Raw genomic sequence first — 25,977 nt, 5'->3', positions numbered from 1 at the left:
GGTGGAAGAAATGACAAATAAGCCAAAATTTTTCAAAGTATTAAGTACACTTGCGGTTTCAACATTACTACTTTCAGCATGTGGGGGCAGTGGTGGTAGTGAAAAAACGAGCAGCACAAAAAAAGTAGATACAAATAAATTTAGTGCATCTGTTAAAAATGATAAAAAGGAAATTAAAGATGGTTCATTAACATATGGTCTTGTTTCTAACACACCATTTGAAGGACTTTTGAACTTCGCTGTATATGAAGGAGATCCTGATAACCAGGTCATTACAATTTTCGATGAATCTTTATTATCAAATGACGAAAACTGGGAATACACGAATGATGGTGCTGCTACATATGAAATTTCTAAAGATAAAAAGACAATTACACTTAAAATTAAAGATAATGTAAAATGGCATGATGGAAACCCTGTTACTGCTGAGGATTTAGAATACTCTTATCTAGTGATTGGTAACAAACAATATGCCGGTTCTCGCTATGACACTCAAATGCAAATGATTGAAGGTATGGAAGATTACCATAATGGAAAAGCCGAAAAAATTTCAGGTATAAAGGTAACGGATCCAAAAACAATTTCGATTACGTTTAAAGAACCGAATCCTTCAGTGAAAACTGGGCTTTGGACATACCCTCTTCATAAGAAATACTTAGGAGATGTACCAATCGATAAATTAGCAGAATCTGATAAAATCCGTAAAAACCCAATTGGTTTCGGACCTTTTAAAGTGAAGAAAATTACGCCAGGTGAAGCTGTTGAATTTGAACGTTTTGATGATTATTATGGTGGAAAACCAAAACTGAAAAGTATGGTTTTAAAAGTTGTTAACCCTTCCGTTGTTAACGCGTCCTTAAAAAATGGTGATATTGACATTGCTGAAGTAAGTGCAGATCAGTATCCAAATGTAAGTACATTAAAAAATGCACAATTAGTCGGTAAAACTGATTTATACTATAGCTATATCGGTTTTAAATTAGGCCATATGGATAAAGAAAAAGAAGAAGTAGTAATGGATAAGGAGAAATTTAAAGATGTTCGTGTACGTCAAGCAATGGCGTATGCTATCGATCGAAAAGAAATTGGTGAAAAATTATATCACGGCCTACGTTATCCGGCTAACTCACCAATCCCACCATCTCTACCAAAATATCATAACAATAAAGCTGGTGCCTATGATAAAGATATAGAGAAAGCTAAAAAATTATTAGATGAAGCTGGCTATAAAGATACGAACGGAGATGGATTCCGTGAAGATCCGAATGGTAAAGAATTTAAAGCTAATTTCTTATCAATGAGTGGTAGCGATGTAAGTGAACCACTTGCAAAATTCTTTATTCAATCTTGGAAAGACATCGGCCTAAAAGTAGAGCTTCTTGATGGTCGCTTACATGAATTTAACTCATTCTACGATATGATTAAAAAAGATGATCCAAAAGTTGATCTTTTCGCGGCAGCTTGGGGAACTGGATCTGACCCAGATCCTTCTGGTATTTGGGCTAAAGATGCAGCGTTCAATTACCCACGTTGGGCTACTGACAAAAACACAGAATTATTAAAACAAGGTATTTCTCCAGAAGCTGCTGATGAAAAGTACCGTAAAGATGTCTACGATAAATGGCAAAAATTAGTTCATGACGAAGTACCATTAATTCCACTTCATTATAAATTTGACTTAAAAGGTGTAAATAATCGCGTAAAAGATTATAAATATACACCAGAAGATCAATACAAGTGGGGTAAAGTTAGCGTAACAAGCGATAAAGCAGAAACAGAGAAATAAGAAAATAGCTCCTAGCACTAAGATACATGCTAGGAGCTATTTTTTATTTATAATACTTCTCTTGCTATTAATAACAACCAATTCCTTCCCTACTCTAAAATTAAAAGATTTGATGAACCATCTTTATTAAAATAGCTAACGTAACAGATGCAGCAAATCCACCTAAACAAATTAAGCTTACCCCTTGACTATATGATAAATTTTGCAATGATTTCATTACTTCCATCCTCCCTATCTCCCCTTTGATACTCTTATTTTACCAATGGGAAAAATTTCATAACATCGATTTTTCTGACAACAAACTTACAAATTTGTAAGTTAACGATTTCCCTTTAAACTTATATCTAGTATTTCCATAATCTCCCCCTCTATACATCAAAAAAGACCTCGAATTATATCAAGGTCCTGCTTACACTACATAATATCTCACTCAACTTATTTTATCCTGCTATTCGCCGGGCAGTAAGACCCCCACTGATTAAAGCTTCACTTTATAATCATAACCGGGCATTTCACACGCTTTGCTATTTTATGACTTACACTACCAAGCACCATCTCTTGCAGTGTATTTAGCCCTCTACTCCCAGCAATAATAAGATCTATATCTCCTGTATTTACATATTGAACAATCGTATCTCCTGGATCGCCATGTAGAATCGTAATTTTGTAGGAAATGTTCTCTTTCTTTAATAAACCCTCAATCTCTTTTAATTTATCTTTTCGACTAGCTGATATTGTTTCTAAATCCGTTTGTCCTTGTATAATATCTGACTTTGCCGTTCTATTATCTACTACGTACACAACTTCAACATGTGTTTCTTCGTTAAATTTCGCAATATATGTTGCATGCTCGGCTGCTCGAAGTGCATGTTCAGAACCATCGCATGCTAATAAAATTTGTTTGTACATATGCTGAATCCCCTTTTCGTTATCCTACCCGTATTATATAATAAAGCCCCCTAAAAAGGAGGCTTCTAACTAGCAATTCTCTTATTATAAGTAGCTAAATTCGCAACGAGCTTCGAGCTACGTTCATTTAACCCTGTGATCCTTACTTTCACACCGTTCTGTTCATACTTCATTATAACTTTATCAATTGCCGCTACTGCTGAATCATCCCATACGTGTGCGTTAGTAAAGTTCATCTCAATTTCTTTCACATCTTCATTGTATGAAAAAGCATTTATATACTCTGCCGTAGATGCGAAGAATAGTTGGCCGTGAATTTCGTATATTTTCTTATTTTCAATATACAAATGTTTCACGTGAATCTTTGCCATATTGAATGCAAATAAAACTGCACTAATTATCGTTCCGATAATTACACCTAATCCTAAATTATGTGTAATTAGGACAATCACAACTGTTACGATCATAACAAATGCGTTTCCTTTTGGTACTTTATGAATCGTCGCTACAGAGTTCCAATCAAACGTCCCAATCGAAACCATAATCATAACTGCAACTAAAGCTGCCATCGGAATATGAACAACGTAATCACCTAAAACAAATAGCAATACGATTAAAAAACCACCGGCTACAAACGTCGATAATCTCCCGCGACCACCTGATTTAATGTTAATAACAGATTGTCCAATCATTGCACATCCTGCCATTCCTCCGAAGAAACCAGCAACAACGTTCGCAATCCCTTGTCCACGTGCCTCTTTATGCTTATTACTTTCCGTATGTGTCATATCGTCTAAAACCGACGCCGTTAATAATGACTCTAGTAAACCTATAACCGCTAGCATAACTGAATACGGTAAAATAATTGCTAATGTCTCAAGTGTAAATGGAACATCAGGAATACTAAAGAACGGTAATTCTTTCGGTAAGCTTCCCATATCCCCTACTGTTTTTAACTGTAATCCGCTCATAAGTGCAATGCTTGTCACAATAATAATTGAAATAAGTGTAGACGGAACAGCCGTCGTAATACGTGGAAATAAATATATAATTGCAAGTCCTAATGCGACAAGTGCATACATTTGCCAAGTTGCATTTTTAAAATGCGGCAATTGCGCTGTAAAAACTAAAATTCCAAGTGAATTTAAAAAACCACTCATAACGGATTTAGGAACAAACTTCATAAATGAACTCAGCTTGAACACTCCAAAAATAATTTGAACAATACCTGTTACTATTGTCACAGCAAATAAATATTGCAAACCGTGATCCTTCACAAGAGTGACCATTAATAATGCCATCGCACCCGTTGCCGCCGAGATCATCCCTGGTCTTCCGCCGACAAACGAAATTGTAACCGCAATACAAAAGGCCGCGTACAATCCAACCGTCGGATCTACACCTGCAATAACAGAAAAAGCTATCGCTTCAGGAATTAATGCTAAAGCAACAACAACCCCCGATAGCACGTCCCCTCTCATATTTGAGAACCATTCATTTTTTATAGTTTGAAACAAAGTAACACTCCTCCACTCTTTTATCATTTGATTTTCTCCATAAGAAAATCAAGGCCGACTGCACGAAGGCTATTATATAACGAGCAAAGGATGTTGTGCTATGTAAAAGTTTCCTAAAGAAAAGACGCTACCTTAGCAGCGTCTTTTCTCATTTCATTAATGTCCACCGTGACCTTGACCACTTTCCTGAACAATTTCTAACCTCTCATCCAATATACCTTGTGTTTCAAATGAAACATCACTACTACTTCCTAATAGGAAACCATGGTTATATGGTCCAAGTGTTGGATCATCTTTAAACTTCGGCTGAATAGTAGCAAGGAAGTCATAAACTGGTTGTGAAGCTTTTCCTTCCTCAAGCAAAACAACAGGGGCATGTTTACCCATATGTGAAAACGGTGCTCCCGCAATTGCTAAGTCTGGTGTTTTGCTTGAAACAAATGACAAACCGTGACCTGGTTTTGTGAATCCCCAGCCAAATTTCGTTTTTTCATCTTTAAATTTCGCAAATGCAACCGAATTTTCTGTTGGAGTCTCCCCACTAATACGCGTTACTTTCCCGTATTTACTTAACTCTTTTTCTACTTCTTTCGAAACGATTTTTTCTGGTCCTAACACATATATATTCGCTTTATCTTTTCTCGTCTTTAATGCCTCTATTGTCGCTTCTGGCACTTTATTTTTTTCAGTATATAGAAGAGGTTCTGGCATATGAGAAATCCAATTTACAGCTGGTGTTGTATATAAACGTCCTTCTTCTTCAGACGAACCGATAATAACGCTATTTGGATAATTTCCTGTTATATCGGCATATTCTTTATCAACATCTTTAGCAAATTTAGCTGGGTCCGTTTCTTTTATTTGCTTTACTTTATATTCTTTTAATTGCTCTAGGCTAGATGCCCCTATATCCCCCATCACCATAATTTGCGTTCCATCTTTCGTTCCGAGCGGATTTAATCGTTTTATTTCTTTTAACGTCATTTCGGGTACCTTTTCTTTTTCTATAAATAAAATCGGTCCGTTATTCGGGTGATGAATAAGATCCGCACTTGCAATACCTAATTGCCACTCGCTTACTGGCACTAAAATAATAGCGCCTGGCTGATTCTCTTTATGCGTTGCTGGCCATATCGTTTGCGAAGTTAATACTGCCATTTGCAGAGGATCATTTGTATTTAATCTCGTTACATTTTTTAAACTTGTCGTTAATAAATCATTCGATGCACCTTGATTCATTTTTTTCGGCGCAGTTACCTCCTGATTCATTTTCATTTCCTTTTGCTCTGTTTTCTTCTCTCCTGTAGATTCATGATTTTTATGATCTGTACTCGTTTGTCCGCATGCCGCAAGACCGACTGCTGCAATTATTGTTATCCCCAAAATTCGGGTCATCTTTTTCACTATATCGCCTCCGTATTATTCGTTTTCGAGCCAATATTATTACCTAAAATGGAATTTCAACTTTACAATAACAAGCAATTCTGAAGAAATTATGCAGATGCATTATAATCTGCACCATTTCTTCATGATTTTGACTTACAATTTAAGTAATAACTACAAATGCGGAGGTACTCTATGATCGATATACTACTCGTAGATGATGAACCGAGAATGCTTGAATTATTAACGCTTTATCTTACTCCAATCGGATATAACTGCGTATGTGCAGTATCCGGAGAAGAAGCTATTTCACATATAGAAAATCGAAACTTCAAATTTGTTTTACTCGATATTATGATGCCAAAGATGGATGGGTGGGAAACTTGCAAAAGAATTCGATCATTTAGTAACGTTCCTATCATTATGGTAACTGCTCGTGATCAAACGGTAGATGTCGTTCAAGGGTTAAAACTTGGAGCAGATGATTACGTGACGAAACCATTCCACGAAGAGGAGCTCTTCGCAAGAATTGAAGCTGTTTTACGCCGAACCAATCAACATGCACAAATCCAATATCACGGCATTTTATGGGATGAGGCCAAGCATTTCATTTCTGTCCATAATGAAGAACTTCTTCTCACCCCAATCGAATTCTCTTTACTCGGATTATTTTTACGTCATGTGAACTACGTATTAAGCCGTGATCAGCTCATTGAACGAATTTGGGGATTAAATACAAATACAGAAGATAGAACAGTCGATTCACATATTCGTAATTTACGTGATAAATTACGAAAAGTAAATTTCCCCATTGATCACCATTTAAAAACTGTTTACGGAGTAGGATATCGATGGATTGATATTGAAAACTAAGGAGCAAAACGATGAAGCGAATTTCTATTCAACTCGGATTTTATTTTCTAATTGTTACACTTTTAATCGAAAGTGTTCTATTTGTCTTGCTCTATTATAGCCTTGTAAACAATAGAGTGAATGAAGAAATGACTGCTTTATTAAAGCGTGGAAATAGTCACCGAGATGTCCTTGAAAAATATTTTGACAGGCAAACAATCTCCCATGTTGCTTTAATGGAATCCGAAGCTGAAACAACTGTTATTATTACAAATGCAAATAAGGAAATACTAGCTAAATCCAATGAAATAAATACTACTATAAAAAAACATATTGAAGGAATGCAAACACGAACAGATCATGATGGAGCAATTATAGAGAATCATTGGAAAACATCTAATTATATATGTACAGTTAGCCCAATTGTAGTGGCAGGAAAAACGGAAGGCTATGTATATATGTTTCTCGGGACGGAATCAATCGAAGAAATGGTTAACGGGCTCACACGGCAATTCATTATCGCTGGAGTCATTACTTTCCTATTAACAGCCATCACCATTTTTCTATTATCACGTTTGTTAACAAAACCATTGTTACACATGAAACAAGCGACTGAAAAAATGAGTAAGGGCGATTTATCCGTTTCATTAACAACTACTCGAAATGACGAAATTGGTGAACTAGCACAATCTATCCAAACTCTCGCAAATGATTTACATTATATGAAAACGGAGCGAAGTGAATTTCTAGCAAGTGTTGCTCACGAATTACGAACACCATTAACGTACGTAAGAGGTTATGCTGACATTGCATCAAAAGAAAACACACCCCCAGAGCAACGTTTACGATACTTATCCATTATAAAAGACGAGTCTGATTATATTACAAACTTAGTCCAAGATTTATTTTCACTCGCTCAAATGGAAAAGCATAACTTTTTCATTCAAGTACAGGAAGTGCATTTACACACCTTCCTTACTCGCATCACTGAAAAAATAAATGTGATGTACGGAGAAAAACAAATTAAAGTTGTTTTCACATGTCCTTCCTCACTCTTAGTAAAGCTAGATGAGCAACGCTTTGAACAAGTTATGGCTAACATTTTAAATAACGCGTATAGACATTCAAAAGAACATTCTCATATAAATATTTCTGTTACAGAAGAACATAAACGTATTTCCATTACAATTGAAGATGAAGGCGAAGGTATTCCGCCTGAAGACCTCCCTCACATTTTCGATCGCTTTTACCGTGTTGATAAAGCGCGCTCTAGAGCTACAGGAGGCACTGGTTTAGGGCTCTCCATCGTAAAAGAAATCGTAGAACTACACGGCGGGAATATTACTGTCACAAGTGAAATTGATCACGGATCTTGCTTTACAATTTCATTGCCATCTATATAGAAACACGACTATCATCAATAGTCGTGTTTTCTTATCCTTTAGGACTTTACTTTATAATATAAATTTACGAATTGCCCAAAACGTTTCGTATCCGTTAAAGTTAAATTAATTTCCGGGTTCTTTTCTTTAAATAACGGAACTCCAGAACCTAATATGTGAGGTGTAATCGTAACAACATATTCATCAATTAAATTATTCTTAAAGAACTCTCTCAGTAGACTCCCGCCACCGACCATCCATATTTTAGATCCTTCCTGCTCTTTCAACCTTTTTGTAAACTCTAATACATCTTCATTTACAAACTCTACATGTTCGTTTGAACCTTTTTCTGAATTAGAAAAAACATAACATTTTTTATCTAGGTACGGGAATGTTTCCGTATGCTCTACCACATAATCGTACGTTCTCTTTCCCATAATTATCGTATCAATTGTTTCGTACATTTCTGTATAACCGTTGTCTCCCTCACCTTCTGTTTCCATTAACCACTCTAAATCATCATCTTCTTTCGCGATAAATCCATCTAAGCTCGCTGCAATAAATAAAACAATTTCACGTGACATATCTTTTCCTCCTTACAGCTTCTCTTGATAAAATCATCTTATAAGCACTATACTAACCATAAAACATGACAACTTATGTCATGTTAAAAAAGAAAAAGGTGATATCCTTGTCAAAAGCAAAACGTTTACTAGACATTCTTATATTTGCTTCTACGAAAAAAACATTTACAGCTCAAGAAATAGCTGATGAATTTAATATTTCCGTTCGTACGGTCCATAGATATATTTTAGATTTAAGTGATATGGGATTACCCATTTACGCTGAACAAGGTCGTAATGGGGGATATAAAGTATTAACAAGCAGCATGCTTCCCCCCATTTTATTTACCGAAGAAGAAGCGGTCTCCATCTTTTTTGCTTTCCAATCTTTAGGCTACTATCGTAACTTGCCTTTTAATACAGAAATCAATTCTGTTACTCATAAACTGTATAGCTCTCTACAAAATGATGCGAAAGCTAAAGTTGATAAAATACGTTCTTATATCGCTTTTTGGAATCCGAAGAGAACAATTGAGACAACTTTTTTAAACGAAGTATTAACAGCGGCTATTGAAAATAAAAACTTACACTTTCAATACGAGTCTAAATCGGGGATTAAAACAAAACATGTTCATCCTATCGGTGTATATGCCCACGATGGTTTATGGTACTTGCCATCCTATGACTATAGTCGAAACAAAGTATTACTGTATCGCGTGGATCGTATTCTTTCCATATTATCGACCGAAGAAAATAAAGATAAGTTTATGAATTTAGAAGAATGGTTCGCCTCTAACTCTAACGTAATAAACATTCCTACTCGGTTACATGTTTTACTAACGACAGAGGGTGTGCGCCAATGCAAAAGCGTTCCTTACCTTGAAGAATTCGTTGTAGTAGACGAAGATGGGACAGGATATATAAATTCAACAATTGATAAAGGTGAAATTAACTTTATTACTCCTTTATTTTATAGACTTGGAAAAGATGCAAGAGTTTTAGAACCGAAAGAATTGATAAATGGTTTACGTATACGTGCAAAAGAGGTTTTACATATGTATGAAGACGAAAAAAGCTGCTAAATATAAGCAGCTTTTTGTGTATTTGTTCCTATTGTTTTGACTGTTGACGAATATCAATCCACCAACGATATGACGCATTCATATTTTCAGTACTTCCATTCCCTCTGTAATGAAAAGCATCAAGGAAAATTGAATCTAGTTTATCCTCATCCACAAAATAACCCAAGTTAACTTTCATCGTTTGGCCAGGTCGGATACTGCCAATATTGTAAAAGCTTTTTCCATCTCCATGAGGTTCTAAATAATCGACTTCGCCCGTCATAATACGCGTTGCGTCCATTCCCTCTTCTTTAGCGTAGTTCCATGCATTTCCTTCAAATTTAAGCTGTTTTATGGATGGAGTCATATAGATTTCTTCTGTCACCTGTTTACCTATATTTTTCACTGTTGTTGTCAGGTAGACAAATTTAACATTAACTAATTTCGAATCTACTAATGTATCAATTGAATCTTTACCATTCCCTAATTTATATACATCCCGTCTGTACGATAGCAATTTTCCCGTCTGATCTAAAGCCTTCTTCTTGCTTAATATCCCTAAGCCAAGTTCATTAAAGTTCTCTTGTTTAAAATCTTTAATCGAATCAAAAACTTCAACTTTTTCTATCACATATTCAATTTGGCTGTTATCCATAGATATCGTTACTGGAACCTTTTGTCCTATGTGAAATAGTCGTTTACTATCTTTTTTCAAAGGAATCACCTTAGTTTTTTTAGGTTCATCCGCTTCACTAAAATACTTTTTATCATAATCTGTTATATGTGCTGCCTTTTCTTTTGACGTAGGCTCAAGTGAAATGTTCCCTAACACATCCATCATTTGTTCTTCATTTACATCTGATCCAATAAAACTTTCTAACATAATCCCTTCTTTCTCAAAAAAGAGAAAGACCTTCCTATCAAACATTACATTGTTGTTTCCAGTTTCTTTATGAACAATTACTGCTTTCCTGCCATTTATCTCTTTTTCTTCATAGCTTTTTGAATATAAAGTTTGAAAGTCCGCATTTCCCCCCACTCTCCAAAGAGCGAATGAAAATCCACCCATTGCGTCGTTATCTTTAAATGAATATTTCATAGCAGAGTCATCAATTGCTTCCATATTTTCTGGTAATTTATCGATTTTCAACTTATACCACTTATCAGCCTTTTTCGAGCCCTTGTTTGTTACCGAAACATTTACTTCGTAATTTTGTTTTTGGACAATCATATTGTAGACTTTTACTGCACCAAAAACAGTTGTAGGCATGCCAATCAATAAGCAAGCAGCAGCGATTAACATACGATGTCTTTTACGCTTTGTCTGTGGTTGCTCGCCTTTCAGCTTCATTTCCTCCATAAACAATTTCTTTTTGCGCGTATATGTATGTGAAAATTCATGTTGTTCATCCAGTTTATCAAAATCATCTAAAGCAATTTTTTCAGCAAGGTCATACATTTCTTTGGAGTTCTTTGAATTCGTCATTTTGTATACCTCCTATAATACTTTGTACTCGTTTTCGAGCGCGCTCAAATTGCTTGCGGACATTAGCCTCTGTTATCCCCATTACACTTGAAATTTCTTGATACGTTAAGTTATAGAAGACTTTGTACTTAAACACTTGTCTGTTAGATTCATTTAGCTCTTTTAGCAATGTATCAATCTGAACCTCAGACATTAGACGTTTTTCCCACTCTTCAATATTTTCATCTACTACGTCTGTTGATTCTCGTTGATATTCTTCTAAAAATGTTTCATGTCGTTTATTTTTCCGGTAGCTATCAATCGCTTTGTTTTTCGCAATCCTCAAAATATACCGTTTAAGCTCTTCAGTGTTCAAACTATGAAGCTTTTTCAAATTTTTATAAAGAGTAATAAACGTCTCTTGAACTGCATCTTCAGCCTGCTGAATATTATTTAAAATAGAATAAGCTACATAATAAATTTTTTGCTCATACAACTCGTATAGCTCTTCCATCTTTTCGTAATCTTTGTTTGTAACTTTCATATAATTCCTCCTCTCATTCTATATAACGAATGAGCGATATACTTTGTGACACTGCAGAATTCTTTAATAGAGAAAATTGAATAATAGAATAAATAAAAGCCCAATTTCTCTATTTTAACTGAGAAATTGGGCTTTTTAATATTAGAATTTTCCTGACTGTCCCCTTAAGAAAACCCCTCTTACGCCTTTTCGCTATGTATTATTTTCTCTATTGCTTCTTTTAATAAATTCTTTGTCTCTTCAAAGTTATGATTCTGCTGTTCTCCTGGCTGCACCGTATAAAACTCAGCAAACGAACGCTCTTTATATCTCGGCACAACATGCATGTGATAATGAGTTAACTCGTTAAAGATTCCACCATTTTGATAAAGTGAAACTTTAATCAGTGGGGGTTTTGTTCATCCCCACTGATTATTAGTTGAACCAATCGGGCTTTTACGGGCAGTTGGATTCCCAACTAACTTCTTTGTTTTCACTGAATTTTGAGGTAGGGGATCTTACTGCCCCGTTAATGCGGGGCAAATTGTAACTCCGTCTGGTTTATATAATAACTTAATAGCCTTTGAAATAAGCTTAGAAGCATCCATAATCGCTTTTGCTACACAATCATCTAATTCGTCCACTTCTACAACATGCTGCTTTGGAACGATTAAAGTATGCCCTGTATAGAAAGGCGCATGATCTAAAAAACAAGTTACATAATTATCTTCATACACTTTATATATAATTTCTTCTTCATTTGCTAATTTACAACCTAAACATTCCATCATTCTTCCCCCTCTGCCAAAAACATAAAAACGTGAGCGCCCTATTCTCACGTTTTTATGTTTCACTTTACTAATTCAATTGTTTCTGTAACTTTTATACTATCCTTTACAGATTGAACAATTGTGCAATTTTTCACTGCAAGTTGCAGCGCCTTGTCTAATTGTTCTTCTGTAATGTTTTGCGCTTTAATTTTATAGTGCAAATGAACACTTTCAACTGGTTTTGATAAAGCTTCACTTCTACCAATTTCAGTTTCAATTGTAAACGTATCGTATGTAATACGTTTCTTTTCTAAAATTGTTCGGAAGACAATTGCACTACATCCTGCGATAGAAGACACGAGTAATTGTAACGGTGAATATCCGTTTTCTTTTCCAATCGCTAATTGACCATACGATAAATCCGCCTGTATATCATCGTGTTTGATTGTTAGTTTCATTTGGTGTCTCCATCTCCACTTTCATCGGTTTCTGCCGTTTCTTATTTATATAATAATATATGTAGCAGAAAATGATAAATGGAATACCACAATATAACGCCATTCGTTGTTCTGGAATAAACGCTAAACTAATAACAACGATGCTATTTGTAATTAAAGCTAAAATTGGAACAAGCGGGTATAGTGGTGTTCTATACTTTAAGTCCTCTAATTTTCCTCCGCCTTTTAAATACTGACTTCTAAAGCGAAGTTGTGATAAAGCAATAATGATCCAACTTGAAACAGCCGATAAACCAGCTATAGATAATAAATACATATATACTGTATCTTCTGCAAGGAAACTTGTTAATAAAGATAACGCCGCTACAGCAATCGTTACGACTAACGCTGTAATCGGAATACCACGTTTATTTACTTTCTTGAAAGAAGTTGGTGCCATTCCTTCATTTGCAAGTGACCATAGTATACGCGTTGCTGCATATAACCCTGAGTTCGCTACAGATAGAAGAGCTGTAATAATAACGAAGTTCATAATATCAGCTGCATATGGAATACCGATTTTATCAAATACAACTACGAATGGGCTTTCAATTATCCCTGCTTCTTTCCAAGAAATTAACCCTACTAAAATTGTCATTGTTAAAATGAAGAATAACATAATGCGCCATACTGTATTACGAATCGCACGTGGAATTGTTTTTTCAGGATTCTGACTCTCTCCTGCTGCAATCCCGATTAACTCTGTTCCTTGGAAGGAAAAGTTAACTGTAATCATCGTAAGAAGCACTGCAGCTAGTCCATTTGGGAATAGCCCACCATCACTTACAAAGTTAGAGAAAAGAGGCGCTGCTTCTTTTCCATCGTATGGTAAGAATCCTAGTAATGCGCTACCACCAAGTAGAATGAATGCAATAATTGTAACTACTTTAATACTAGAGAACCAAAACTCTAATTCAGCATAACTCTTCGCTGATATTGCATTTGAAGCATATAAAATAACTCCGAATACGAGACACCATACCCAAACATCAACATTCGGAAACCATCTTTTCATCATTAAACCGATCGATGTTAATTCTAATCCTACTGTTACTGCCCATCCAATCCAGTATAGCCAACCGATCATAAATCCAGTTCCTGGTCCAATAAACTTCGTCGCATACTTTTGGAAAGATCCTGAAACTGGCATTGCTACCGTTAGCTCTCCAAGACAAAGCATTGTTAAATACATAATAAATCCGCCCACTAAATATGAAAGGATGGCTCCCCCTGGTCCAGCCTGATTAATGGTGTAACCTGAACCTAGAAAAAAACCAGTTCCGATTACACCACCTAGTGCGATCATAAATAAATGTCTACTCTTCATCGTACGATGTAATTGCTCATTCGTTGTTTGCTGCATCTTAATCCTCCCCCTACAAGTACCCCTATCTCTTTTTAAAATTTTCTGATAATAAAAATATACACGAAAGCGATTACAATTTCTATATAAAATTAAAACTTTTCTGATAAAACAATATAAAAATTCAACTATTAAGAGCTCGAGATACTAATTTGAGGCAAAAAAGGATTTATAAGGAAAAAACTCTTACATTTTTTGTAAGAGTTAACGTATTTCTAATCTTCTAGATAAAATTGATAAACCGTAGTTTACAACAAAATACATACAAGCTACTACTATAAACGTTGGAATCATATAATTTACATTCTGCCCGCTAATAATTTGAGCATTATGCATAAGCTCTGGCAGTGATATACCAACTGCTAATGATGTATCTTTCAGCAATGAAATAAACTGACTGACAAGCGGCGGGACCATTCTTCTTAATGCTTGTGGTAAAATGATATGCCACAGTGCTTGAACATACGTTAATCCTGAAGATCTTGCGGCCTCAATCTGTCCTTTTTCAATCGATAATAGACCACTTCGAACAATTTCAGATATCATTGCTGCTTCAAATATTGTTAAAGCAACAATTACAGCTGTTATAATCTCTAATTTCAAGCCTGCTTCTGGAAGCGCAAAATATGTGAAAAATATAATTAAAAGTAGTGGTAAGTTTCGAATCACTTCAACGATAATTCCTAATACTTGTGAGACGACAGGTATTTTCATGTAGCGCAATATCCCTATTACACTACCAATAATAAAGCTAAGTACAATTGCTACGAGCGCTACCTCTAACGTTATGAGTAATCCTTTTAATAAAAAGAGGATATGATCACCTGTTATCGCTCCTTTAAAATCCATTTATACCGCCTCCTTTGCCAAGCGTTTTTCTAAATAACGCACTAGCATACTTAGCGGTATTGTTAATATTAAATAAAACATCCCGACAAATATATATACATCAAACGTAACGAACGTCTTCGTTGAAATTAAGTCCCCTTGATACATTAAATCCGTTCCAGCAATAATTCCGAGTATTGAAGAGTTTTTTACTAAATTGAGAAATTGATTTCCTAGAGGAGGAATGACGATTTTCATCGCTTGAGGTAAGACGACATGATACATCGCTTGCGTATAAGTTAATCCTGAAGAACGTGCTGCTTCCATTTGACCTTTCGCGACTGATAAAATACCAGCACGAATTACTTCCGCAATAAAAGCCGCTGTATAAACTGTAAGCGCAACTGTCCCTGCTACAAAACCGTTGAAAGTAATTCCTATTACAGGCAAAGCAAAATAGAAAATGAATGCAATTAATACGAGTGGAATATTTCTAACAAACTCTACATAGGCAGAGCCAATCCAATTCAAAATACGAATAGGTGAAATTCGCATCACTGCCATAACAATTCCTAAAACAAAACTTCCTATTAGCGCAACTACACTAGACATAACCGTATATTTAAATCCTTCTAAATACATATCAATGTTATTCGTTAATATAGAAAAATCAGGCACATATTCTCCCCTCTTTCTTTACAAGAAGAGGATGAGTACTCTCATCCTCTCACTCTTACTATTTATCACGAGAAATAAAGTTTCATTTTACTTCTCTTGTTTTTGACCAATCCATTTTTCATACAATTTATCGTATTCTCCATTCGCTTTCATATCTTTTAATAAACTATTAATCTCTTTCGTTAAATCGTCTGCACCTTTTTGTACTGCGATTCCATACGGTTCATCCGTGAAAATTTTCCCTACAACTTCATAATTAGAATCTTGTTTTGCCATTCCGTAAAGAATCGCATTATCTGTCGTTAATACATCGCCTTTACCTGCTTTTAACGCTGTAAATGCCTCACTGTAATTTTCAAATTCTAATACAGTCGATTCTGGTGATTTTTGACGAATATTATTTGTAGACGTTGAACCTTTTACCGCTAACACTTTAACGCCTTGTTTCACATCATCAATACTTTTAATATCGCTTCCTTTTTTCACAAGTAACGATTGCCCTGCTTTAAAATATACATCTGAAAAATCTACTTCTTTTTTACGTTCTTCCGTAATTGTCATTGTCGCGATAATTGCATCAATATCACCATTTTTCAGTAGTGGAATACGCGTTTTAGACGTTACTTCTTTTAATTCTAATTTCTTTTCATCTCCAAGGATTTTTTTCGCAAGCGCCTTTGCGATATCAACATCAAACCCTTCTACCTGTCCTGTCGAAGGATTTTTCAAGCCAAATAAGTTCGTATCATTCTTCACCCCAACTACTAGTTTCCCGCGCTTTTTAATTTGCTCAACAGCCCCGCCTTGTTTCGTATTCGTTTCTTTCGTCTCATCTTTTTTACTTCCGCATCCAGCAACGACAAGTACGAATAAACATGAAAATACGATTAACGTAAACAACTTTTTCATTTTAAGCATAAAACTCCCCCTTTAATGATTTAACACTCTTCTTAAAAATAGACGAGCTCTTTCTTGTTCAGGACTTGCAAAAAATTGCGCCGGTGTTGTATCTTCGATAATTTGACCGTCATCCATAAATAAAATTCTATCTGCTACCTCACGTGCAAATCCCATCTCATGTGTGACGACGACCATCGTCATTCCTTCTTTAGCCAGCGCTTTCATAACATCAAGCACCTCTCCGATCATCTCTGGATCAAGAGCGGACGTAGGCTCATCAAATAGCATAATTTCCGGCTGCATTGCGAGCCCCCTAGCGATCGCTACCCTTTGCTGTTGACCTCCGGATAATTGATGAGGATATACACCTGCCTTCTCCGGGATTCCTACTTTCTCTAAATAAACCATCGCTGTTTTTTCTGCTTCTTCTTTTGAAGTTTTATTTACTTTAATTGGTGCTAGTGTAATATTTTGCAGAACTGTTTTATGTGGGTATAAGTAAAAATGCTGGAAGACCATACCAATATTTCGGCGTAATTCATTCATATCTGTTTTTTTATTGTGTACGTCTGTATTTTGTACGATTAATTCTCCATCGGTAATCGCCTCTAACTGATTTATACACCGAAGCAATGTACTTTTTCCTGATCCTGAAGGACCAACAACTACTACCACTTCACCTTTTTTCACTTGCACATTAATATTTTTCAAAACTTGGAAGTTACCATAATATTTATTTACATTACGAAACTCTATCACCATACTCCCCCCTCCCCTAAACAAAGCATGTACATTCTTTTTATATTCAAAAATAGGCAAAAAAATAACTTTCATCTTCATTTTGTCCATAAAAAAGAGCAAAGGGATTTCCCTTTGCTCCTTCATTTCTATTCTCTTAAGATACTTCTTCTTTCTTGTCTTTCCCGTATTCATGCTCCCAGAAATCAGCATTTTTAATTCCTAGTTTCTGCGGATCGAACACTGGATCTTTTCCTTCTTTTTTCTGCTTTTCATAATCCTTTAATGCGATCAATGCCGGTTTTTGTAATAATAGAATCGCAATAATGTTAACCCATGCCATAATTCCTACACCAATATCCCCTAAAGCCCATGCTGTTTCTGCTGTTTTTACACAACCGTAGAATACAACTCCTAAGAATACAAACTTTAGTACGATAGACATCCAAGGACGGTCTTTATCACGATTTAAGTAAGCTATATTCGTTTCTGCAATGTAGTAATAAGCCATAATTGTTGTAAATGCGAAGAATAGTAAAGAGATTGCTACGAAACCGTTTCCAAATCCAGGGAAAACAGATTCTACTGCTGCCTGTGTATAACCAGGACCTGGCTGTGCACCATTTAATTTATTGACGATAAAGTTTTTTCCGCTTGCATCAAATACGTTATACATGCCTGTAATAATCATCATAAATGCTGTTGCTGAACAAACAAATAATGTATCAATGTAAACGGAAAATGCTTGTACTAACCCTTGTTTAGCTGGATGCGATACTTCAGCAGCTGCTGCTGCATGGGCCCCAGTTCCTTGCCCTGCTTCGTTTGAATAAATACCACGTTTTACACCCCAAGAAATTGCTAAACCAATAATCCCGCCAAAAGCTGCTTCTAATGCAAATGCACTTTTTAAAATTAACATGAAAGCGTCTGGTAATTTTTCAATATTCATAGCTACAATTACACAAGCTACTAAAATATAGCCAAGTGCCATAAACGGTACTACAACTTGCGCTACGTTAACAATTCGCTTAACTCCACCAAAAATAATAAGTGCTAATGCCGCTACTAATACCGCCCCTGATACAGAAGTATTAATACCAAAAGCTGTTTCTAGACTTACAGCAATACTATTCGCTTGAACACCTGGAAGCAGCATTCCTGTTGCAAGAATTGTCGCTGCGACGAACACTAATGCGTACCATTTAACACCTAGTCCTTTTTCAATGTAATAAGCAGGACCACCGCGGAATTGCCCTTGATGCTTCGTCTTATATATTTGTGCAAGCGTCGATTCTACATATGCAGAACCAGCTCCTAGAAAGGCTACCGCCCACATCCAAAATACAGCGCCTGGACCACCAAAGGCAACAGCCGTTGCAACACCGGCAATATTTCCGGTTCCAACGCGCCCTGATAACGAAAGTGCTAACGCTTGGAACGAAGAAACACCCGCATCCGATTTTTCCCCTTGAAATGTAAGTTTCACCATTTCTCCTACATGTCTTACTTGTAAAAACCTCGTTCGAATGGAAAAATATAACCCTACTCCTAAACATAAATAGACAAGTGCTGGACTCCAAACAATATTATTTATCCAACTTACGATAGCTTCCAACTTTCCCCCTCCTTCTTTATAAAGAATATTCAGAATATATATAAAATTATAAGTGTATACCGAATCTATAACAATATTATTTTAATAAAGTAAACATATTTTTGTATAAAAAAACAAAGTATATATTTATTTTATATACTTTGTTCCCTTATCTCTGTATTATATATTCACTATTGCCTCTTGCTTTATAATTCTTTCATACAACTCATCTGATAACTTTTGAAAATCCTCTGGCATATCTTTCCCCTTAAATTTCTTTTGAATCGTACCGTATAGGCCTATATCACGTAACCGTAAAAATAACGGTAACGATTCATACCAACTATCCGCCAGCCTGTGCTCATATTCGTACCCCTTTCTTAACACTTGTAACTGTTTACGAGCAAATTCCGTCTTTTTCTCCAATGTCCACGGTGTAAAAAGAACAGAGTAATAAAGAACCATTGCCAAATCATGAATGAAGTAATTATAGGCAGCGTCATCAAAATCAAAGATTGTTAGCCCTTTTCCATCATAATGAAAATTACCTGGATGAATATCGCCATGCATAAGGCCAAACGTTTCTCTTTCGATTGGAAGAGCCTTTATTTCATCCATTAATACAGTGGCAATCCCTTTCACCTTCTCATCTTCTAATCCATTAACAATGCTACTTTCATCCTCTTCCCACGTATCACGGTAGTCTGTTTTAGGATAATCCATTGTAAGGCGGTGTAGTTGTCCAATCGCTTTTCCCCACGCTTCAAAGTAAGCATCTCCCCAATAAGGCGATTCTTCTCCTTTTACTTGCTCACCTTGTGCATATGTAAATAAAGACGCGAAAAAGAAAGTGCCATCTTCCGCTCCAATTTCTTCTACAAGGTTTTGAGATATTGAATTACGAGGTCCCGCCACTTTTGCCCCATGCTCTGCAACATACCGTAAAAAATCTAGTTCGGCCTCTACCTCTTTTTTAGACCGATGAGAAGAATGGGTTAAGCGTAATACGTAATCTTCATTATTTTTACCCTTCGCCTTAAAAATATAATTTTCAAAATCACCAAGTGGCTTTTCTTCCACCGTTACATGATATGCCTTTGCTGCTCTTGCTAAAATTTCATTCGTAAAAACATGTTCTACCGCTATTTCCATTTGTATCCCTCCTATATATCTTCTTAATTCGACATAAATGTAAGAAGTACTGCTATGAAATTAAATAGTGCGTGTGCAATCATAGCCGATAAAATAGAATTTGTTTTTTCATATAACCACGCGAATACTACACCGCTTAAAAAATTCACCGGTAATGTGTTATATGTTGGAATATGAACAACGGTAAATATTATTGAACTTATAATCACCCCGCCCAATATGCCATATCTATCACGAAAAAACGTATAAAAAACACCTCTATATAAAATTTCTTCATAGATTGGTGATATAACTGCTGCTCCAATTACCGCGATACAGAACGCATATATTGATTTATCATTTTGGATCGTCTCCGTTTTACTATTTTCGAAAGAAATCCCCAGTTTCTCCATTATCATTAATACTCCAACACTCACTACAATCAAAGAAATAACCGCTACAAATGTCCACAATAAATCTTTCCATGAAAGCTTCCGAATTCCAATATCTTTCCACGACAGTTTATATCTTTTTATGCAAAAAAGATAAACTAAAAATGTAAATATCACTGCCATTATAAGTCCCATTAATACTCCAGCATATAATGAGTTCCCTATTATTTTTAAAGCATAATCATAAAAAAGAGATTCAACCATTACTGGTACAATCAGAAATACAAAAACAAATAAATATAAAATTTCTTTCCATCCCCACATACATTTTAAAGTCATCTACACCATCCCCCTATATCCTATTTTCTTTAGTATAAAAGATGACGTAACGTAACTTTCAAGCTACTTTTTTTCAAATAATCTAAGTATAATTTTCTCACAAAATAAAAAAAGGTTGATTCACTCAATCAACCTTTACACTATTAAAAATTCTATTCCTCAATTCTTCATCAATTCATTCTCATATATAATATTTATCTTTATTTCTCTTCACCTTTTGTCTGCATTGAGTTGAAGGTCCAATTTAAATTCAATGAATCTCCTTGAAATACATTTTGCTCTTCATCGTTATCTACAAATGTGAACATTACGTAGAAAGTATCATCATCACCAGGAGCAAGTCCATTTCCTTCTCGGTCTACAACACCTTTTTGTACAAGATCAGGAATACTTCCGTTTTGCGTAGCTACCTTTAATTCAGATAATGTAGTAGACCAAATTGGAACCTCATTTTTATCCAAATTCCACAAGAAATCAACACGGATATGATCACCAAAATCAGCATTTCCATTATCTCCTTTAGCATCGATTACACTGTAATCTGTCAGAAGTTTCACATCTCCTATTGCTAAGGTTCCTTTGTTTACTAATTGAAAACCACGCTCCATTTCATCGCCCGGTTTAATATTGTCGACATTAATAACAACTTCAGGATTAACACTCAAATCTAAAGTACCGGCTGCAAACTTGTTTTGTGATACTTCCTTATCACTAAAATACGCATATGTTCCCCCACTAATTAAAGATAAGCCAAGCGCTGCAGTTACAACACCCATACCAAGTTTTTTCTTAATACTCATTTCACAAGTCCCCCTATTTTTAAAGTTTAAACTACAAACCTTATTTCCAGCCCACAAACAATAATAATTAAGCAACTACCTTGTCCCACAACGAAAGCGAACTAACTTTAAACTAGTTACTTCATGTACCCAAACGACTATTACTTTTAAAATAACCGGTAATGTTACCGTAAATCATTACCGGTTATTTGTTAGCCAATCTCATTTAATTTTATATTCATTGTCTTATTGCTTTATTTACTCTAGAAGTTTGTCCACTTATTTTTTGGGTTCTAAACCAATAGAACGTAAGATTTTATCTAACGTCACTGGCCCTACATTTTCTTTCGGCTTCTGATTTTCTTTAGCATCTCGACCCTTTTTCAAGAAATTCTTCTCGATAAAACGAATATCTGTTTCATTTACAACACCATCTTGATTGACATCTCCATCTTTTGCAGCCACTTTTCCTTTTTCATATGAAAGAGCTGCTATTCTAGCATCTTGAATATCCACCATTTTATCGCCGTTTACATCACCTGCAAGGTTGTCATCCATATCGGCTCTAAAGTTTTGTCCCACTAATTCTCCATCTTGCATTTTCCCTATTTTTGTAGTTAATTTACTATTTAAATGACCCGGCATTTCTACGAAAATATCATATTCTTTATCGCTTACAGGAACACTATGAATTTCAAATTGCCCATTATCATTAACCGTTCCTGTATATTTCTTTCCATCCTTGCCAACTGCGTAAACTTTTGCTCCTAGTTTTGTGTAATCATTCTTACCTAAATACCCCTCTTCATTCAAGAAAGCTTCTGGACCAATATATCCTGTAACTGTTGAATGCTTCGAAACAATAGCAAAAGATTTATCTTTAAACACAGGAATCTCAGTACCTTCTGATGCACCAGCTTTTGTATAAGAGAACTTATCTGCTCCAAATGCAGTTAAATTATTAAAATATTCATCGCTCGTCATTTCGAATGTAACATCTAAAAATGGTGTATCTCCATCTAATCCTTTAAATTCTTTTCCTTCCAATGATGCGCCAACTTTCACCTTGTTTTCCCAAGTTCCTTCTGTATTTATAGCCGGATCTTCTAATGTCAAGTTTAATCCATGTTGTTTTGCATATTCCGTAAGCGCTGAATTTGGTTTCACATCTGTAAATTTAAATAGCTGCTTATCATAAGGGATTTCAAATGTACCTGCCGTAAGTTGTTTTACATTATTGAGATTTAAAGTTAACGTAATTTTTTCTCCTAATTTTATTTTATCTTTGTCATAACTTGGAACAGCGTATTCTGTCCCTTCTTTTACAAAGACGTAATCTTTATATCCAGTTGCCATATTCCCTGCAGTTGCGAGGTCATATCCAAATAATTTTAAATTTAACGGTTCATTTATTTCTTCTGGAAGTACTCCAAATTTAAAGTCACCATTGGCCTGAATTGTATTCAGCCAACCTGATGGAAAGGCCGAGTTCTGATAATATACAATTTGATTAGCTTTTTGGTCATACTGCAGGCCTTTTGCCTTTAATGCATCCACTGTAGAATCATAAACATTACCATGCACCCATAATGCCCGCTGGCCATCTTCTTCTTTGAACATAGAATCATTTACTTCATGAATACCAGGTTGTACATCCGTAAATTTCATTTCAGGTATGACATTATCAATGATAATGCTATCGCCTTTTGTATAAGATTTCCCTTCTTTATCATATCCAACGAAGTTCAATTCGTAATCTCCATCAGGCAACATAACAGGTTTATCCCCAATTGGATGGGCAGGATCTCCTGTGAACGGAAATACATATCCTCCCATACCAGAAAACATCATATATTCAACATTCGGTGTTAGACTGCTTGCATTCAGTGTACCAACGATTCCTAATGCCTTTCCTGTTTTTCGATCCTTCACAACCGCATCAATAGTTTCAAGAGGGCTATTCAATTTAAATGCCAACGGCGAACTTGGTCTTTCCATAAATGGATGGAATTTTGATGCATCTGTTGCCATTGCGTCTCTCAGCAAATCTACAGACTCAATCCCTTTTTCTGTGAATTTAACTGCAAATGGCACTTGATATACTTCTTTTTCATTTTTTTTATTTGAAATATGAATATATCCCTCATATCTACCAAATTCAGCGTTTTCTGGAATGATAATTCCAGGGCTAATTTCCCCTGATGTACTAGGAGCTACTTTAATAGAATCTTGTACGTTCAGCTTCACACCATTCTTCGCTGCATCTTGCACACCTACACTTGTTGGTGAAAACTCTACTTCTAATTTAAACTCTTTCTCGTCTGTTTTATTGCTGTTCTTAATTAAGACTTTTCGACTATCTTTAATAGGTCCATTTCCCAATTGGTTTTTATACCCGAATGCAATAGACCCTGTTTTTTCTTCAATTTCTACTTCTTCATCATTTACAACGTTTGATGTTTTATCGATAACCTCGATAGCTGTATCTGCATGAACTGCACGATACGCATCAATTCGGCCTGATCCTACCTCAAATACAGAGCGTGCCTCTTTTAAGTCAACTGCAGTATTCATAAGCGCTTCTTTTACTTCAAACGGACTATAGTTTGGATGTTCTTGTAAAATGAGTGCCGCCACCCCCGCTGTATGAGGAGTTGCCATAGATGTACCTGACATACGTCCATACGCTACCGGATAATTTTCTCCATCCTTTGGATCATTAATATATTCAGGAACAGTTGAGAAAATAGAAACACCTGGCGCTACAATATCCGGCTTAATATCATCTGTTTTACTTGCAGGACCGCGAGAGCTGAAATCAGCTAAGTGATCTCCTTCTGTTTTTGTGTTACTCAGTTCTCCAAATGTTAAAGAGACATCTCCTTGGACAGCTTTTGCTTGCAATTTCTCACCATCTGCCTTTGTTAAGCGGAACGATGGAATAGATGAAGTACTTTCCCCAAGGTAACTTGTAATTTCACCATCTACATTGTTATATACAATTACCGCCTTTGCACCTGCTTCCTTAGCATTTTTAATTTTTTCATCGAATGTAATCTCACCGCGCTGGATGAGCGCTAACTTTCCTTGTACATCTTTCCCTTTAAAATCATCTATTTTCCCAAGACCTGTATATACAACAGATAATGATTGACCTTTCAAATCTTCAATCTTATCAGTAAAGCTTTTTCCAAGTAGCATCATTTTATCCACATGTAAATCAGCTGCATCGGCGGAAAATGTCGGGATAGTCATCGCAGCGTCACTTGCTCCAACTGTAATTGGAAGTGCTGCTGCACTAGGTGATCCAAGGGTACCTTCTTCTGGACCACTATTACCTGCCGCTACTACTGTAACAACACCAGCTAACATCGCATTGTTTACTGCAATAGAAGTAGGATATAAAGGATCATTAATAGACGCACCTAATGATAAATTGATAACGTCCATATCGTCTTTCACTGCTTTATCAATCGCAGCAAGAATACCGCTTGTTTGTCCACTTCCATATGGACCTAATACACGATATGAATATAAATCTACATCCGGAGCGACTCCCATAACTGCATAATCCACACTATTCTTTTTGTCTGCAGCAATTGTCCCAGCTACATGAGTACCGTGGGATGTATAGTATGCACTTCCATCATAAATTTCAGGATATCCTCCAGAATTTTGCCAATCCTTATACGTTGTCTCCATTGGATCAGCATCATTATTAACAAAATCCCATCCTTTTATTGAGTTCGGATCTATTTTGCTTGCATCTTCACCTTGCTTTGCACGATACCCTTTATAAGCATCTTTTAAATCAGGGTGGTTATAATCAATACCTGTGTCCAGTACACCTACCTTAATTCCTTTTCCTGTTATTTTTTCATCATGCAGCTTGTCCACACCAATTTGTGGTACACTATCTGCCATTTTGGGTTCGGCAGCCGTCTTAGCTGTTTCTTTCGGTAAATCAATTTTGACCTCACTATCTTCCCATACGCGCTTAACAATACCAGTGCGAACTAAGTCTTCAATCATATTCGCAGGTAACGAAATCGCTACACCATTAAAAGCATTCTTATATTCTCTTGTTATTTTGGCAGATTTAAAATTCGTCCCTTTATCTTTATTCTTTTGAAGCTGCTCAAACTCTGATTTAAATTCTTTATGAGATGCTTCTACCTTTTGTTCCGCAGTTGAAAGGGCTATTTTTTTCCCCTTAGCTGCCTGTTTTAACATCTCGATTTTGCTAGGTGCTTGCTTAAACTCTACAATCACATTCACATTATCAGGACTTGCTGTATTGATGCCTGGTGAAATAACAAAACCTGGTTTTGTATCTAACGTTTTTAAGGCATTACGTTGTTCCTTTGTAAGACCTTTCAATATAGCATTTGCATCATCAATCCCAGTTAAAGTAGTTGTATTTACCTCTTCGGCCAATACGTTATATGGAATTCCTTGAGACATTAACATACCAACAGTTAGCGTTCCGATAAGTATTTTTCCGAATTTCCCCTTCTTCATAGC

Annotated in this window: 22 protein-coding genes and 2 pseudogenes; 4 read left to right on the top strand and 20 right to left on the bottom strand. The window is 35.8% G+C overall.

Annotation, left to right across the window (positions count from 1 at the left end):
* The first annotated feature begins 10 nt into the window (after positions 1-10).
* Entirely contained in the window at positions 11-1,786 is a 1,776-nt protein-coding gene (gene opp4A / locus B5P40_RS04935; RefSeq protein ID WP_033708792.1) for an oligopeptide ABC transporter substrate-binding protein, read from the top strand.
* A gap of 100 nt (positions 1,787-1,886) precedes the next feature.
* On the opposite strand, the gene B5P40_RS04930 is transcribed toward opp4A, so the two are convergent.
* From B5P40_RS04930 to B5P40_RS04915, 4 genes are all read right to left on the bottom strand, one after another.
* Positions 1,887-2,012, bottom strand: coding sequence for a DUF4027 family protein (locus tag B5P40_RS04930; RefSeq protein WP_000453509.1), 126 nt, complete (start codon positions 2,010-2,012; stop codon positions 1,887-1,889).
* Between the two features lie 260 nt (positions 2,013-2,272).
* The gene (locus tag B5P40_RS04925) at positions 2,273-2,695 is read right to left on the bottom strand and encodes a universal stress protein (RefSeq protein WP_002010593.1); all 423 of its coding nucleotides are present in this window, start codon (positions 2,693-2,695) and stop codon (positions 2,273-2,275) included.
* 65 nt (positions 2,696-2,760) lie between these two features.
* The gene (locus B5P40_RS04920) at positions 2,761-4,212 is read right to left on the bottom strand and encodes a SulP family inorganic anion transporter (protein ID WP_002125233.1); all 1,452 of its coding nucleotides are present in this window, start codon (positions 4,210-4,212) and stop codon (positions 2,761-2,763) included.
* 156 nt (positions 4,213-4,368) lie between these two features.
* Positions 4,369-5,616 (bottom strand): cell wall-binding repeat-containing protein, encoded by a 1,248-nt coding sequence (locus tag B5P40_RS04915; protein WP_113708932.1) that lies wholly within the window; start codon positions 5,614-5,616, stop codon positions 4,369-4,371.
* 174 nt (positions 5,617-5,790) lie between these two features.
* On the opposite strand from B5P40_RS04915, the gene B5P40_RS04910 reads away from it, so the two are divergent.
* Together B5P40_RS04910 and B5P40_RS04905 are read left to right on the top strand one after the other, a co-directional pair.
* Positions 5,791-6,468: a response regulator transcription factor gene (locus B5P40_RS04910; protein WP_002029819.1), complete on the top strand. Its 678-nt coding sequence runs from the start codon at positions 5,791-5,793 to the stop codon at positions 6,466-6,468.
* Between the two features lie 11 nt (positions 6,469-6,479).
* Positions 6,480-7,850 (top strand): sensor histidine kinase, encoded by a 1,371-nt coding sequence (locus B5P40_RS04905; protein WP_002140374.1) that lies wholly within the window; start codon positions 6,480-6,482, stop codon positions 7,848-7,850.
* Positions 7,851-7,888: 38 nt separating this feature from the next.
* Here B5P40_RS04905 and B5P40_RS04900 read toward each other — a convergent pair whose 3' ends face one another.
* Positions 7,889-8,413, bottom strand: coding sequence for a dihydrofolate reductase family protein (locus tag B5P40_RS04900; RefSeq protein ID WP_002186949.1), 525 nt, complete (start codon positions 8,411-8,413; stop codon positions 7,889-7,891).
* A gap of 65 nt (positions 8,414-8,478) precedes the next feature.
* Between B5P40_RS04900 and B5P40_RS04895 the strand changes: the two genes are divergently transcribed.
* Positions 8,479-9,474, top strand: a complete 996-nt coding sequence (locus B5P40_RS04895) for a helix-turn-helix transcriptional regulator (RefSeq protein WP_078176717.1) — start codon at positions 8,479-8,481, stop codon at positions 9,472-9,474.
* 28 nt (positions 9,475-9,502) lie between these two features.
* Here the strand turns inward: B5P40_RS04895 and B5P40_RS04890 are convergent, their stop codons facing one another.
* The 15 genes and pseudogenes from B5P40_RS04890 to B5P40_RS04820 form a co-directional block, all read right to left on the bottom strand.
* Entirely contained in the window at positions 9,503-10,939 is a 1,437-nt protein-coding gene (locus B5P40_RS04890) for a DUF4367 domain-containing protein (protein WP_113708931.1), read from the bottom strand.
* Entirely contained in the window at positions 10,905-11,462 is a 558-nt protein-coding gene (locus B5P40_RS04885) for an RNA polymerase sigma factor (RefSeq protein ID WP_002029825.1), read from the bottom strand. Before B5P40_RS04885 ends, B5P40_RS04890 begins: the two co-directional genes overlap by 35 nt.
* A 179-nt stretch (positions 11,463-11,641) precedes the next feature.
* Positions 11,642-11,827, bottom strand: a pseudogene (locus B5P40_RS04880) (HIT family protein); the annotation flags it as partial.
* A gap of 153 nt (positions 11,828-11,980) precedes the next feature.
* Positions 11,981-12,229: pseudogene (locus B5P40_RS04875) on the bottom strand (HIT family protein); the annotation flags it as partial.
* Positions 12,230-12,291: 62 nt separating this feature from the next.
* Positions 12,292-12,669 carry an OsmC family protein gene (locus B5P40_RS04870; RefSeq protein ID WP_000778855.1) on the bottom strand — a complete coding sequence of 126 codons (378 nt, stop codon included), beginning with the start codon at positions 12,667-12,669 and terminating at the stop codon, positions 12,292-12,294.
* Positions 12,644-14,071, bottom strand: coding sequence for an amino acid permease (locus tag B5P40_RS04865; protein WP_002125217.1), 1,428 nt, complete (start codon positions 14,069-14,071; stop codon positions 12,644-12,646). The genes B5P40_RS04870 and B5P40_RS04865 overlap by 26 nt, the downstream gene beginning before the upstream one ends.
* Before the next feature lie 204 nt (positions 14,072-14,275).
* The gene (locus B5P40_RS04860; RefSeq protein WP_002029756.1) at positions 14,276-14,920 is read right to left on the bottom strand and encodes an amino acid ABC transporter permease; all 645 of its coding nucleotides are present in this window, start codon (positions 14,918-14,920) and stop codon (positions 14,276-14,278) included.
* The gene (locus B5P40_RS04855) at positions 14,921-15,577 is read right to left on the bottom strand and encodes an amino acid ABC transporter permease (protein WP_061673994.1); all 657 of its coding nucleotides are present in this window, start codon (positions 15,575-15,577) and stop codon (positions 14,921-14,923) included.
* An 87-nt stretch (positions 15,578-15,664) separates the two neighbouring features.
* Positions 15,665-16,495 (bottom strand): glutamine ABC transporter substrate-binding protein GlnH, encoded by an 831-nt coding sequence (gene glnH / locus B5P40_RS04850; RefSeq protein WP_113708930.1) that lies wholly within the window; start codon positions 16,493-16,495, stop codon positions 15,665-15,667.
* 12 nt (positions 16,496-16,507) lie between these two features.
* Entirely contained in the window at positions 16,508-17,362 is an 855-nt protein-coding gene (locus B5P40_RS04845; RefSeq protein ID WP_307837906.1) for an amino acid ABC transporter ATP-binding protein, read from the bottom strand.
* A gap of 10 nt (positions 17,363-17,372) precedes the next feature.
* Positions 17,373-18,833, bottom strand: a complete 1,461-nt coding sequence (locus tag B5P40_RS04840) for an alanine/glycine:cation symporter family protein (protein ID WP_002010512.1) — start codon at positions 18,831-18,833, stop codon at positions 17,373-17,375.
* A gap of 159 nt (positions 18,834-18,992) precedes the next feature.
* On the bottom strand, positions 18,993-19,964 hold the full coding sequence (locus B5P40_RS04835) for a phosphotransferase enzyme family protein (protein WP_113708929.1): 972 nt from the start codon (positions 19,962-19,964) through the stop codon (positions 18,993-18,995).
* Positions 19,965-19,987: 23 nt separating this feature from the next.
* Positions 19,988-20,674: a CPBP family intramembrane glutamic endopeptidase gene (locus B5P40_RS04830; protein ID WP_016126548.1), complete on the bottom strand. Its 687-nt coding sequence runs from the start codon at positions 20,672-20,674 to the stop codon at positions 19,988-19,990.
* Between the two features lie 200 nt (positions 20,675-20,874).
* Positions 20,875-21,474: a TasA family protein gene (locus B5P40_RS04825; RefSeq protein ID WP_113708928.1), complete on the bottom strand. Its 600-nt coding sequence runs from the start codon at positions 21,472-21,474 to the stop codon at positions 20,875-20,877.
* Between the two features lie 258 nt (positions 21,475-21,732).
* Positions 21,733-25,974, bottom strand: a complete 4,242-nt coding sequence (locus B5P40_RS04820) for a S8 family serine peptidase (protein ID WP_113708927.1) — start codon at positions 25,972-25,974, stop codon at positions 21,733-21,735.
* Between the last annotated feature and the right edge of the window lie 3 nt (positions 25,975-25,977).

It is taken from the genome of Bacillus sp. SRB_8 (genome assembly GCF_003264205.1).
GTDB lineage: Bacteria > Bacillota > Bacilli > Bacillales > Bacillaceae_G > Bacillus_A > Bacillus_A mycoides.
This window is presented reverse-complemented; position numbering and strand designations above follow the sequence as displayed.